The organism is Halomonas sp. C22, from assembly GCF_007655045.1.
Taxonomy (GTDB): Bacteria; Pseudomonadota; Gammaproteobacteria; order Pseudomonadales; family Halomonadaceae; genus Vreelandella; species Vreelandella hamiltonii.
On record NZ_VBVC01000001.1, the window covers coordinates 323,938 to 336,648 of the forward strand.

Annotated in this window: 10 protein-coding genes; 6 read left to right on the plus strand and 4 right to left on the minus strand. The window is 60.7% G+C overall.

Annotated elements, in window-relative coordinates:
- Window positions 1–62 precede the first annotated feature (62 nt).
- The gene (gene dnaG / locus FEU76_RS01560; RefSeq protein ID WP_144979797.1) at window positions 63–1,910 is read left to right on the plus strand and encodes a DNA primase; all 1,848 of its coding nucleotides are present in this window, start codon (window positions 63–65) and stop codon (window positions 1,908–1,910) included.
- Between the two features lie 230 nt (window positions 1,911–2,140).
- Entirely contained in the window at window positions 2,141–3,997 is a 1,857-nt protein-coding gene (gene rpoD, locus FEU76_RS01565) for an RNA polymerase sigma factor RpoD (protein WP_144979800.1), read from the plus strand.
- Between the two features lie 100 nt (window positions 3,998–4,097).
- On the opposite strand, the gene FEU76_RS01570 is transcribed toward rpoD, so the two are convergent.
- Entirely contained in the window at window positions 4,098–5,669 is a 1,572-nt protein-coding gene (locus FEU76_RS01570) for an AbgT family transporter (RefSeq protein WP_039175630.1), read from the minus strand.
- Between the two features lie 179 nt (window positions 5,670–5,848).
- Window positions 5,849–6,490, minus strand: coding sequence for a hypothetical protein (locus FEU76_RS01575; protein WP_144979803.1), 642 nt, complete (start codon window positions 6,488–6,490; stop codon window positions 5,849–5,851).
- 183 nt (window positions 6,491–6,673) lie between these two features.
- Here FEU76_RS01575 and FEU76_RS01580 point away from each other — a divergent pair, with 183 nt between their 5' ends.
- Window positions 6,674–8,041 carry an L-serine ammonia-lyase gene (locus FEU76_RS01580; RefSeq protein ID WP_039175634.1) on the plus strand — a complete coding sequence of 456 codons (1,368 nt, stop codon included), beginning with the start codon at window positions 6,674–6,676 and terminating at the stop codon, window positions 8,039–8,041.
- A gap of 14 nt (window positions 8,042–8,055) precedes the next feature.
- On the opposite strand, the gene FEU76_RS01585 is transcribed toward FEU76_RS01580, so the two are convergent.
- Complete coding sequence (locus tag FEU76_RS01585) at window positions 8,056–8,943, minus strand: LysR family transcriptional regulator (RefSeq protein WP_039175636.1); 888 nt, start codon at window positions 8,941–8,943, stop codon at window positions 8,056–8,058.
- A gap of 208 nt (window positions 8,944–9,151) precedes the next feature.
- On the opposite strand from FEU76_RS01585, the gene FEU76_RS01590 reads away from it, so the two are divergent.
- From FEU76_RS01590 to mtgA, 3 genes are all read left to right on the plus strand, one after another.
- Window positions 9,152–10,261 carry an S-(hydroxymethyl)glutathione dehydrogenase/class III alcohol dehydrogenase gene (locus FEU76_RS01590; protein WP_144979806.1) on the plus strand — a complete coding sequence of 370 codons (1,110 nt, stop codon included), beginning with the start codon at window positions 9,152–9,154 and terminating at the stop codon, window positions 10,259–10,261.
- A 72-nt stretch (window positions 10,262–10,333) separates the two neighbouring features.
- Window positions 10,334–11,188 (plus strand): S-formylglutathione hydrolase, encoded by an 855-nt coding sequence (gene fghA / locus FEU76_RS01595; RefSeq protein ID WP_016916326.1) that lies wholly within the window; start codon window positions 10,334–10,336, stop codon window positions 11,186–11,188.
- A 12-nt stretch (window positions 11,189–11,200) separates the two neighbouring features.
- Window positions 11,201–11,917, plus strand: a complete 717-nt coding sequence (mtgA, locus tag FEU76_RS01600; RefSeq protein WP_039175641.1) for a monofunctional biosynthetic peptidoglycan transglycosylase — start codon at window positions 11,201–11,203, stop codon at window positions 11,915–11,917.
- Window positions 11,918–11,924: 7 nt separating this feature from the next.
- On the opposite strand, the gene FEU76_RS01605 is transcribed toward mtgA, so the two are convergent.
- Window positions 11,925–12,692, minus strand: a complete 768-nt coding sequence (locus FEU76_RS01605) for an EAL domain-containing protein (protein WP_446718789.1) — start codon at window positions 12,690–12,692, stop codon at window positions 11,925–11,927.
- Between the last annotated feature and the right edge of the window lie 19 nt (window positions 12,693–12,711).

The following is a 12,711-nucleotide window of genomic DNA, read 5'->3' on the forward strand; positions in this document are numbered from 1 at the left end:
GCGCGTGGCCTGATGACGTTAGACCCGCCCACAAGCGTGTTGCGCGAGGATGCCCTCAGCCCATGGCAGGTCAAATTCCACAGCGATTTATCGACGATCTGCTTGGCCGCGTCGACGTGGTCGAGGTGGTGGGGGAGCGCGTACAGCTCAAGAAAGCGGGCCGTAATTTTTCCGGCCTGTGTCCTTTCCATCAGGAAAAAACACCTTCGTTTACCGTCAGTGCCGACAAGCAGTTCTATCACTGCTTTGGCTGTGGTGCCCACGGTAATGCGCTACGCTTTTTGATGGAATACGACAAGCTGCCCTTTCCCGAGGCGGTCGAGCAGCTGGCCGGGCGGCTGGGGCTGGACGTGCCCAGGGAAGGGGCGGACGACCCGCGTGCCCAGCAGCGGGAGAAAAAACGCAAGGAAGGTGTCAATCTTCTCGAGGTGGCGGCCAGCTTCTATCGCGAGCGATTGAAGATGCAGGAGGGGCAGGCGGCCCAGCGCTACTTGCAGGGGCGTGGCCTTTCGCCAGACGTGATGACCACCTATGGGATTGGCTATGCCCCCGGCGGGTGGGAGGCGCTGAAGCAGCATCTGAGCGCCAAGGGCATCGGTGAGTCGGTGCAGATCGAGTACGGTCTGCTGATTCACCGCGAGGACACTGGGCGCACTTATGATCGCTTCCGCGACCGAGTGATGTTTCCGATACGCGATTTGCGCGGTCGGACCATCGCCTTTGGCGGTCGGGTCATGGGGGATGAGCAGCCCAAATACCTCAACTCGCCGGAGACGCCCGTCTTCCACAAGGGGCGCGAGCTGTACGGCTTGTACGAAGCGCGTCAGGCGACCAGCAAGCTGGAACAGCTGGTGATGGTCGAAGGTTACATGGACGTGGTGGCGCTGGCGCAGTACGGCATTCATAACGCCGTGGCCACGCTGGGCACCGCCACCACCGAAGACCACCTGACGCGCCTGTTCCGCCTGGTCAGTCGCGTGGTGTTCTGTTTCGACGGTGACCGCGCCGGGCGTCAGGCAGCCAGCCGTGCGCTGGAAACCGCGCTGCCGCAGATGATCGATGGCCGCGAGGCACGGTTTCTGTTCTTGCCGGAAGGGGATGACCCGGATTCGCTGGTACGCCGCGAGGGTCGCGAGGCCTTCGAAGACCGCGTGACCTGTGCCATGCCGCTGTCGGAGTTTCTGTTCGAGCAGGCTGCCCAAGGGCGCGACTTGCAGACCGTGGAAGGGCTCGAGCGCTTCGCCAGTCACGTGCTGGAGGCGCTGCAGAAGGTCCCGGAAGGCATGCTGAAGTCGCTGCTGCTGGAGACGCTCGCCAAGCGAAGTGGGCTGTCCCAGGCGCAGTTGCAGGGGTTGCTGGACAAACGCGTGGCAGCAGCCTCCAGGGTGTCGCCGCAGTGGGAGCCGGTCGATGCGCAGGCGGCGCCGGAAGAGCAGGTTCGCCCGCGCGGTGGTCGGCCATTGCGTCAGGCGAGCACCTCGCGGGCGCTCTCCACCGTAGGGCGTATCGTGCAGCTGTTGCTGCATGAACCGACGCTGGTGGCCGTTCTGCCGGAAGCGCAGGATTGGCTGCCTGGCCAGGATCCTCAGGCATCGCTGTGCCGTGACCTGATTGCCCTGCTCCGCGCCGGACGCTACCGCAGCCCGCAGGTGGTACTGGCGCACTTTCAGGGCAGTGATGAAGGGCGCGTGCTGGCAGAGCTGGCCGCGCGTGAGCTGCTGATTCCCAGGGCGACCCGCGAGGACGAGCTGACCGGACTGGTCGAACACCTGGTCGAGAAGCAGCGCAAGCGTTCGCCGCAGGAAGAGTACGATGCCTTGCTGGCGCTGGAGCGCTCAGGGCAAAAGCTGGATAAGGAGCAGCGGCAGCGGTTGGCCGGGTTGGTGATGGAATTGACCCAGGGCCGCTAATGCACAAGGTGGTTGCAAGAGGTGAGGGGTTGAAATCTCGAACTTCAGGGCCACATAGAGGTTATGCCGCCAAGTATTGGCTAACCGAACAACCTAACACACCTGAATGATCGCGAAAATACGTTTCGCTGGAAAAAATCCAGCTATTTACGCTATACTGTTCGGCTTGTTGAGTTTAATCGATTCAGCGCCCCAGGTGTTTCATTCTTCTTCGTCGAGATAGGGTTTCTATGGCTGGAAATGCGCAGCAGCAGTCACGTCTGAAGGAGTTGATCGCGCGCGGCAAGGAACAGGGCTACCTGACCTATGCCGAGGTCAACGACCATCTACCCGAGGATATCGCCGACCCGGATCAAGTGGAAGACATCATTGGCATGATCAACGACATGGGTATCAGTGTCGTTGAAGAAGCGCCAGATGAAGACACTTTGATGATGTCGGATCACTCCGCGGACGAATCCGCTGCGGAAGAGGCCGTTGCGGCACTCGCCGCCGTGGAAAGCGACGTCGGTCGCACCACTGACCCTGTCCGCATGTACATGCGTGAGATGGGTACGGTGGAGCTGCTGACCCGTGAAGGCGAAATCGAAATCGCCAAGCGGATCGAAGAGGGCACGCGGGAAGTCATGTCGGCGCTTGCGTACCTGCCCGGTGCCGTTGCCTCCATCCTCGAAGCCTACGACGCGACCCAGGACGAGGAGGCGCCAGGGCGCCTTTCCGACCTGTTCTCCGGCTTCATCGACCCCGATGAAGGTATTCCCGGGGTGGCTGAAGCGGAAGCCCCCGAGCCGGAAGTCGATACCGAGATGAGCGATGACGACGATATCGACAGCGACGATGACGACGATGACGAGGACACCACCGCCAGCGAAGGTGGCCCGGACCCAGAAGAAGCCAAGGCGCGTTTCGAGCAGATTCGTGAGCAGAATGCTGCCGTCGAAGCGGCGCTGGCCAAGTTTGGCCGTGGCAGTAGCGAGCTGAAGGCCGAGCAGGCACGTCTGGCCGAGCTGTTCTCGCCCATCAAACTGGTGCCCAAGCACTTCGAGCGTCTGGTGGGGCAGATCCGCATCAGCGTGGAGCAGGTGCGTGCCCAGGAAAAGGCGGTCATGCAGCTGTGCGTCAAGAAAGCCAAGGTGCCGCGCAAGACCTTCATCAAGTCCTTCCCGGGGCATGAGTCGGATTCGTCGTGGCTGGACGCTTTCCAGGAAGCGCAGCCCAAGTATGCCGACCGTCTTGAGCCACTGCGTGCCGACATCGCACGTTCTCAGCGCAAGATTGCGTTCGAGGAAGACATGGTGCAGCTGACGGTGGCGGACCTGAAGGAAGTCAACCGCAAGCTCTCCATCGGTGAAGCGAAGGCGCGCCGGGCCAAGAAAGAGATGGTCGAGGCCAACCTGCGTCTGGTGATCTCGATCGCCAAGAAGTACACCAACCGTGGCCTGCAGTTCCTGGATCTGATTCAGGAAGGCAATATCGGTCTGATGAAGGCGGTGGACAAGTTCGAGTATCGCCGTGGCTACAAGTTCTCCACCTACGCGACATGGTGGATTCGTCAGGCCATTACGCGCTCCATCGCGGATCAGGCGCGGACCATTCGTATTCCGGTCCATATGATCGAGACCATCAATAAGCTCAATCGTGTCTCTCGTCAGATGCTGCAGGAAATGGGCCGCGAGCCGACGCCTGAAGAGCTGGGCGAGCGTCTTGAAATGCCGGAAGACAAGGTGCGCAAGGTGCTCAAGATCGCCAAGGAGCCGATCTCCATGGAGACGCCGATTGGTGATGACGATGACTCTCACCTGGGCGACTTCATCGAGGACAGCACCATGCTGCTGCCCATCGATATGGCGACCGGCGAAGGCCTGATCGAAGCGACCCGTAACGTCCTCGGTGGTTTGACCGCTCGCGAAGCGAAGGTGCTGCGCATGCGTTTCGGTATCGACATGAATACCGATCACACCCTGGAAGAAGTCGGCAAGCAGTTCGACGTGACCCGAGAGCGGATCCGCCAGATCGAAGCCAAGGCGCTTCGCAAGCTGCGTCATCCCAGCCGTTCCGAGCCGCTGCGTTCCTTCCTGGACGAGTAAGCGTCGCTCGAAAAAGCCCGCCGTGGAAACACGGCGGGCTTTTTTGTGGGCGGCTGTTGGGCAAGGTGCCAGTAGCACCTTGCCGCTTTTGTTGAAGCCTTTACAGGGTGTAGTGAGTCGCGGAGCCCGGTCCTACGGGCAGACCCAGTACGAATACCCAGAGGAAGAACAGAAGGCTCCAGCCGATCAGCATGAACAGGGTATAAGGCAGCATGAGCGCTACCAGAGTGCCAATGCCCATATCCTTGCGGTAGCGGGTCGCCACGGCCAGAATCAGCCCAAAATAGCTCATCATCGGGGTGATAAGGTTGGTGACCGAGTCGCCGATCCGGTAGGCGGCCTGAATCACTTCCGGGGCGTAGCCCATCAGCATCAGCATGGGCACGAAGATGGGTGCCGTCACGGCCCACTGCGCCGAGGCGCTGCCCAGCGACAGGTTGATGAAGGCGCACATGATGATGAACAGCGCAAATAGTCCAGGCCCGCGCAGCCCCAGAGACTCCAGCAGGTCGGCTCCGGCAATGGCGGTCACCGTGCCAAAGTTGCTCCAGTTGAACAGCGCCACGAACTGAGCGGCAAAAAAGACCAGCACGATATAGAGGCCCAGGCTGCTCATGCTCTTGGCCATGGCGTTCACCACGTCGCGGTCATTGTGCATGGTGCCTGCCAGGCGACCATAGATGAAGCCCAGCACGCTGAACGAAACGGCCACGATCACCACGATGCCGCGCAGGAAGGGGGAGCCGCTGATCAGCCCGGTCTCGGGGTCGCGCAGAATGCCGCCTTCAGGCACCACCATGATGGCCACCAGGGCGATGAGTGCCAGAGTGGCCAGGCCGGTGCCCTTCAGTGCCCGCTTTTCGGTGTCGGACAGGCCCTCCATACGCTGCTGATCGATATCGCTGTCGGCATAGGCCGTATCGAACTTGCCCAGCTTCGGCTCGACGATGCGCTCCGTGACCAGGCCGCCAATCAGGGTGACGAAAAAGGTGCTGGCAAACATGAAGAACCAGTTGGCTTCGGCCCCGACGATATACGCCGGGTCCAGCAGACGAGCGGCTTCCTGGGTGATGCCCGAGAGCAGCGGGTCGACGGTGCCGATCAAGAGGTTGGCGCTGTAGCCGCCGGAGACGCCACAAAACGCGGCTGCCAGACCGGCCAGCGGATGTCTGCCCAGCGAATGAAAGATCATCGCCGCCAGCGGAATCAGCACCACATAGCCAAGCTCGGCTGCCATGTTCGACATGATGCCCGCAAATACCACGGCATAGGTGACGATACGCGGTGAGCGGTTGAGTACCAGCGCGCGCATGCTGGCCGACAGCAGGCCCGAGTGCTCGGCCACACCCACCCCCAGCATGGCCACCAGCACGGTACCCAAGGGCGCAAAACTGGTGAAGTTGGTCACCATTTCGGTGACCAGACGGCGCAGGCCCTCGGCGTTGAGCAATGAATTGACGGCAATCCACTCGCCTTCATTGGCTGGGCGTGGGTCGGCTACCGATACCCCTAGCGCCCCCGCAATGCCGCTGCCGACCACCACCAGCACACACAGGATGGCGAACAGTGTCACCGGGTGAGGCAGCAAGTTGCCCAGCCATTCGACGCTATCCAGGAAGCGAGTGAACGCCCCGCGTTTTAGCGTATTTTCACGATTGTTTGGTGTATTCATAACGTTTGTGTCGTCAGTTGGTTGTTTTTTAGCAAAATTGCCCAAAGCGGTGTGGGGGACGACACTACGTGGATGGTCAAGGGGGCGCAAATGGCTTTACGTATAGCGGGATGTAAAAAATGAAATGCCGTCTCTGGCGGTGCTCTCAAAGACGGCAAAAAGAACCTATTGGCAGGGTGTCAGGCGCTTTTCTGGCGAGCAAGGTGCAGGCGTCGGGCCAGCAGGAGCAGCTCGATCATGGCAAACAGAATCAGGCTATAGCCCAGCAGCTCGACCACTTCTTCTGCCACATCCTTGAAAACCCGGACGTATTGCTCCTCCAATACGGCGCGCCAAAACACTTGCCTGCCATAAAGACGTGAAAATACATAAGTAACCAGTACGCCGCCTGCAAACAGCCCAAAGGCAAAGCTATTGCTGAAGTGGCGAAACTCCTCCAGAAAATGCTGGCGCTGGTACACGACCCAGGCCAGTGAGGGGAGGATGATCATGGCGACCAGGATTTTCCAGGTATGCCGTGCGACGTACTCATCGAGAAAGTAGTCCTGCTCACGCACCAGCGAGGCAGCGAGGAAGGCCAGCAGCAGAAGGGTCACCGTGGGCCATACTTTCAGCACATGGCGTACGTAGAGGAGCAGGGTGCAGCAACTGATCAGAATGAAGGTCTGGGTCAGCTCGGTGAACCCCAGCTCGGTATAGCGCACGGTAGGCAGATACAACGCTTCCAGATACGCGCCTTGGGCGATGCCTCCGATGAAGAGTATATAGAGTGTCGCGCGCAGCAGCGCAGTGCGAAAATCAATAGGCCAGGAGGGTGGCATCACGGTTCCTCTACGTCAGGCGAGATCAGTCAAACAACAAACATACATGAATGGATGTTCATTATATCGTCACTTTTCTGTGCTGACACGTCGAACGTGCCAGGAATATCTCGACGAATGGCGGGTTACACTGCAAAGTAACGACATGAAAGCAATAACGACCGTTGAGGGGCGGATGTCACCATGGCCATTAGCGTCTTTGATCTGTTTCGGATAGGCATTGGCCCGTCCAGCTCGCATACCGTGGGGCCCATGCGCGCGGCGCGGGATTTCGTGATGGCGTTGCCGGAAGCGCCAGTGTCACGGCTGGTGGTGCGGCTGCACGGGTCGTTGGCCGCGACTGGGGTAGGCCACGGCACCGACAATGCGGTGGTGATGGGCCTGATGGGTGAAATGCCCGAGTCCATCGAGCCCGACAGCATTGCCGGACGCCTGGCGGCGCTGGACGACGGGACGCCACTGACGCTGCCCAATGGGCATTCGCTGCCCTTCGACCGTGCGCGAGACATCGAGTGGGACGAGACCTGTCTGGCCTTTCATCCCAATGCCATGGTGATCACGGCCTACCAGCAAGAGCGGGTCATCGCGACCAACACTTACTACTCGCTGGGCGGCGGCTTCTATGTCGACCAGGCCTGTGCCGATCAGGGCGGGCTGGATGAGGACAAGACGGCGCTGCCTTATCCGTTCGAATCGGGTAACGAGCTATTGGCACTGTGCCAGGCGAATGATTTGCGTATCAGCCAGCTGATGCTGGAAAACGAGAAAGCCTGGCGCAGCGAAGACACCATCCGTACCGAACTGCTGAAGATCTGGCACGCCATGCGTGACAGCATCGAGAACGGATTGAAAGCCACCGGGCGGTTGCCTGGCGGGCTGAACGTGCGCCGTCGCGCCAACGCCCTGCATCAGCAACTGCTTTCGCCGCCCGCCCAGCAGCGCCTGATCGTCAGCAGTTTCAGCGTGATGGATTGGGTCAACCTGTTTGCGCTGGCCGTCAATGAAGAGAACGCGGCCGGCAAGCGGATGGTCACGGCGCCCACCAATGGGGCTGCCGGTATCGTTCCGGCGGTGCTGGCCTATTACCTGAAGTTCGAACCCGACGCCTGCGATGCCGACGTGGTCGATTTTCTGTTGGCGGCGGGCGCCATGGGCATACTGTGCAAGAAGAATGCCTCGATCTCCGGGGCGGAGGTGGGCTGCCAGGGAGAGGTCGGCTCGGCGTGCGCCATGGCGGCGGCCGGGCTGGCCGAAGTGCTGGGCGGTACGCCGCGGCAGGTAGAAAACGCTGCGGAAATTGGCCTGGAACATAACCTGGGGCTGACCTGTGACCCGGTGGCGGGGCTGGTGCAGGTCCCTTGTATCGAGCGCAATGCCATTGCGTCGGTCAAGGCCATCAATGCCGCCCGCATGGCGCTGCATGGTGATGGCGACCACTTCGTCTCGCTGGATAAAGTGATCAAGACCATGCGCGATACCGGACGCGACATGCAGGACAAATACAAGGAGACCTCCAAGGGAGGGCTCGCGGTCAACGCCATCGAGTGTTAATCCGGCAGCGCGTGTCAGGCCTGGGGCAGGGTGCGGCCGATATTGGCCACCAGATAGTCCACCAGTTGACGAATCTTGGGTGACAAGTGGCGGTGGCGCGGGTAGACCGCCCACACCGCCGTATCGTGGTGCTGGAAGGGTTCCAGCACCGAGATCAGTTCACCACTGGCCAGATGCGGAGCGACGTAGTAATCCGGCAACTGAGCCAGGCCCAGCCCTTTCAGGGCCGCATCCAGCAGGGCAGGCCCCGAGTTGCCGCTCCAGCATCCCTCCACCTTGACCTCTCGCCGCTGGCCGTTCACTTCGAACAGCCAGTTGGGGCGCGACCCCAGTAGGCAGCGGTGTTGGCTCAGCTCGCCCAGCGTGTGGGGGCGGGGTGCCTGACGAAAATAGGCCTGTGAGCCCACCACGTATTCGCGGCGTTCGCACAGCCGCCGAGCAATCAGGCTGGAGTCTTTCAGTACCCCCATGCGAATGGCGATGTCGAAACCCTCTTCGATCAACTCCACCGGGCGATTGGTGAAGTGCATGTGTACTTCGAGCTGAGGGTGCAGGCGCTGGAAATCATTGACCAGCGGGGCAACGTAGCGCTCGCCGAAGGTCGTTGCCGAGGTCAGTTTCAGTAGCCCATGGGGTTTGGCCTGCAGCTCGCTGATCGCCTGCTCGGCATCACGCAGCCCATCGAACAAATGGCGGCAGTGCTCCACGTACAAGGCCCCGGCATCGGTCAGCCGAATCTGCCGTGTGGTGCGATACAGCAGCTGAACGCCCAGCTGATTCTCCAACTGGCTGACCAGCCGACTGATATGCGAGGTGGACACCTTCAAGTGGCGAGCCGCGGCCGAAAAGGTGCCGAGCCGTACGACTTCCACGAACGCTTCGATACGATCCCAGCGCTGCATGGCGCTCCTCATGTGCATCTGGCGGTGAAGGGTGGCAGCGAATGAGTAACGCGATTGTTGCTCAGTGGCAATAATCTTGTGAGTGTATCCCGCTTTATCCCTTTCGCCTAGCTGGCCTACACTGCAAGCACGTTTATCCATCCACTTTATCGAGCGCTGTTGCGCCCAGGCAGTGAACGTCGCTGCGCAACACCTCGGGGAGATTTGCATGAAATCACGTGCTGCGGTTGCACTCGAAGCGGGCAAGCCGCTCGAACTGGTCGACATCGATGTGGAAGGCCCCAAGGCGGGCGAGGTGCTGGTGAAGATGGCGGCCACCAGCGTCTGCCATACCGATGCCTATACCTTGTCGGGCGCCGACCCGGAAGGTAACTTCCCGGCGGTACTGGGCCACGAAGGTGCGGGTATCGTGCAGGAAGTGGGCGAAGGCGTGACCAGCCTGAAGCCGGGCGACCACGTCATTCCGCTGTATACCGCTGAGTGCGGCAAGTGCAAATTCTGCCTGTCCGGCAAGACCAACCTGTGTGGCAGCGTGCGCGCTACCCAAGGTAAAGGGGTCATGCCCGATGGCACATCGCGCTTCTCGCTGGAAGGCAAGATGCTGCACCACTACATGGGCACCTCCACCTTCAGTGAGTACACCGTGCTGCCGGAAGTCTCGCTGGCCGTGGTTTCCAAGGAAGCGCCGCTGGACAAGATCTGCCTGCTGGGCTGCGGTGTCACCACAGGGATTGGTGCCGTGTTGAACACGGCCAAGGTCGAGCCGGGCTCCACCATTGCCGTGTTTGGCCTCGGGGCGATCGGCCTGGCGGTGATCCAGGGTGCCGTGATGGCCAAGGCCGCCAAGATCATCGCCATTGATGTCAATCCGGACAAGTTCGAGCTGGCCAAGCAGTTCGGGGCGACGGACTTCGTCAACCCGAAAGACTACAGCGACCCGATCCAGCAAGTGATCGTCGACATGACCGACGGTGGCGTGGACTACTCCTTCGAGTGCATCGGCAATGTCAACGTGATGCGTTCTGCCCTCGAGTGCTGCCACAAGGGCTGGGGTGAGTCGATCATCATTGGCGTGGCGGGTGCCGGTGAAGAGATCTCCACGCGTCCCTTCCAACTGGTTACCGGCCGGGTATGGAAAGGCTCTGCGTTTGGCGGTGTGAAAGGGCGTAGCGAGCTGCCGGGTTATGTAGACCGTTATATGAACGGCGAGCTGAACATCGACGACTTCATTACCCATGACATGCCCTTCGAGAAGATCAACGAAGCCTTCGACCTGCTCCATGCCGGCAAGAGCATTCGTACCGTTCTGCATTACTGAGTATGATGAAAGCAGCCTGAAAGAACGCGGCCGGGGCAACCCGCCGCGTTTCACTGTTTAAGGAGCCTGCCCATGAGCATGAGTGAAACGTTGGAACTGGTGTCGGCAAACCGCAGTTTTGGCGGTTGGCACAAGCGCTACCGCCACTACTCCCGAGCCCTGGACTGCGACATGGTCTTTGCGGTGTACCTGCCGCCACAAGCCGAAAACGAGCGGGTGCCCCTGCTGTGGTGGCTGTCGGGGTTGACCTGCAATGACGAAAACTTCATGCAGAAAGCCGGCGCGCATCGCATTGCGGCAGAGCTGGGCGTGGCGATCGTGTGCCCGGATACCAGCCCGCGCGGCACGGAGTTGCCCGGCGAGCATGAAAGCTACGATCTGGGGTCCGGCGCAGGTTTCTACGTGAACGCCACCCAGGCGCCCTGGAAGCCTCACTACCGCATGTACGATTACGTGGTCGAAGAGCTGCCGTCCGTGGTGCGTCAGCATTTTCCGGTCAATGGTCGCGAGTCGATCAGCGGGCACTCCATGGGAGGGCATGGTGCATTGATTCTGGCGCTGCGTCATCCGGGGCGCTTCCGTTCGGTATCGGCCTTTGCGCCGATCGTGAACCCGATGAACTGCCCTTGGGGGCAAAAAGCCTTCACCAGCTACCTTGGGGAAGATCAGACCCGCTGGCGCCAGTACGATGCCTGCGAGCTGGTGGCCAATGGCGCTTCCCGGCAACGGTTGTTCATCGATCAAGGAGAAGCCGATCAGTTCCTGGAAGAGCAGCTGATGCCCGAGCGTCTGGAAGCCGTCTGCGCCGAGCATGATCACCCGCTAACGCTGCGCCGTCAGCCAGGCTACGATCATAGTTACTTCTTCATCGCCTCGTTCATCGAGGACCATTTGCGCTATCATGCGGAACACCTCATGAAACGTTAAGGGTACCGAGACATGGTCAATCGCGCGCTGCGCCGAGTTCTTCGTCTGCTTTGGCGTCTTGTTTGGCGTGGCGCGCTGGCCTTTGTGCTGCTCTCAGTGGCCTTGGTGTGGCTGTTTCGCTTCGTGCCGCCGCCGGGTTCCATGGTGATGGTGGAGCGCAAGGTACAAAGCTGGGTCCATCGCGAACCCATCACCATCCAGCGCCAGTGGCGTAGCTGGGACAATCTCTCGAATAACGCCAAGCTGGCGGTGATTGCCGCCGAGGACCAACGCTTCCCGATTCATCGTGGTTTCGATGTGGTGGAGCTGCGTCGTGCCTGGGAGGCCAGCCGCGATGGCTCGAGGCTGCGGGGAGCCAGTACGCTCAGCCAGCAAACGGCCAAGAACGTTTTCCTATGGAGTGGGCGCAGCTGGCTGCGCAAAGGGCTGGAAGCCTGGTTCACCCTGCTGATCGAAACCTTCTGGAGCAAGCAGCGGATTCTGGAGGTGTACCTGAACGTGGCCGAGTGGGATACCGGGGTGTTTGGGCTGGAAGCTGCCGCCGACCACTACTTTGGTGCTTCCGGAAGTGCCTTGACCGAGCGCCAGGCCAGCCTGCTGGCGGCCATCCTGCCTAGCCCGCGCACTCGCAGCGCATCGCGACCCGACGCCCAGGTCGAGCGCCGCGGCCAGTGGATCCGCCAACAGATGCGTAATCTGGGCGGCACGGCTTACCTCGAACGGCTTTGAACCTTCTTCAATCGTATTGCTCGTCAGCCACGCTGGCCAGCACGCCTACCTGTGGCCTGGCGAAGTAATACCCCTGCTGTACCGAAATGCCCAAGGCCAGCAGGCAGCGTGACTCCGCCCGTGTCTCGACCCCTTCGGCCACCAGTTGGGTGCCCAGAGTGCGCGCCAGGGCGACCAGGCTCTTGAGAATGGCCTGCCGCCGTGGATTGCCGTCGCAGCCCATGACCAGCTCTCGGTCTACCTTCAGCGTATCCGGTCGCAGATCGGTCAACAGGTCCAGGTTGGCATAGCCGTTGCCAAAATCATCCAGCGACGTGGTGAACCCCATGCGGCGATAGCTATCGATGATGTTGCGCAGGTGTGTTCGGTCGACCACCCGTTCGGTTTCGGTGATTTCGAAGTTCAGCCGTTCGGTGGGCCAGCCCACCCGGCGTGATGTCTCCAGGGTAGATTGAATACAGGCTTCGGGTTCGTAGACGGCATTGGGAAGAAAGTTGATCGAGAGACGCGCCGCCATCCCCAGCTCACTGGCCAACTCGATGGCTTTGACCCGACATGCCTGGTCAAAGCGATACAACAGGTCGTCGGTCACCTGCTCCAGAATGGAAAAGGCGGACTCACCGTTGATGCCTCGTACCAGCGCTTCGTAATAGATCACTTCACGACGTGCTACGTCCACGATGGGCTGAAAGGCCATGGTAAACGCGAAAGGTACCGGTGTGTCGCAGCGGTTGCAGACGCCGTTTATCCTGGCGCAATGAGGTTGTGCTGTCATGTTCTTCCAAGCCCTGGAA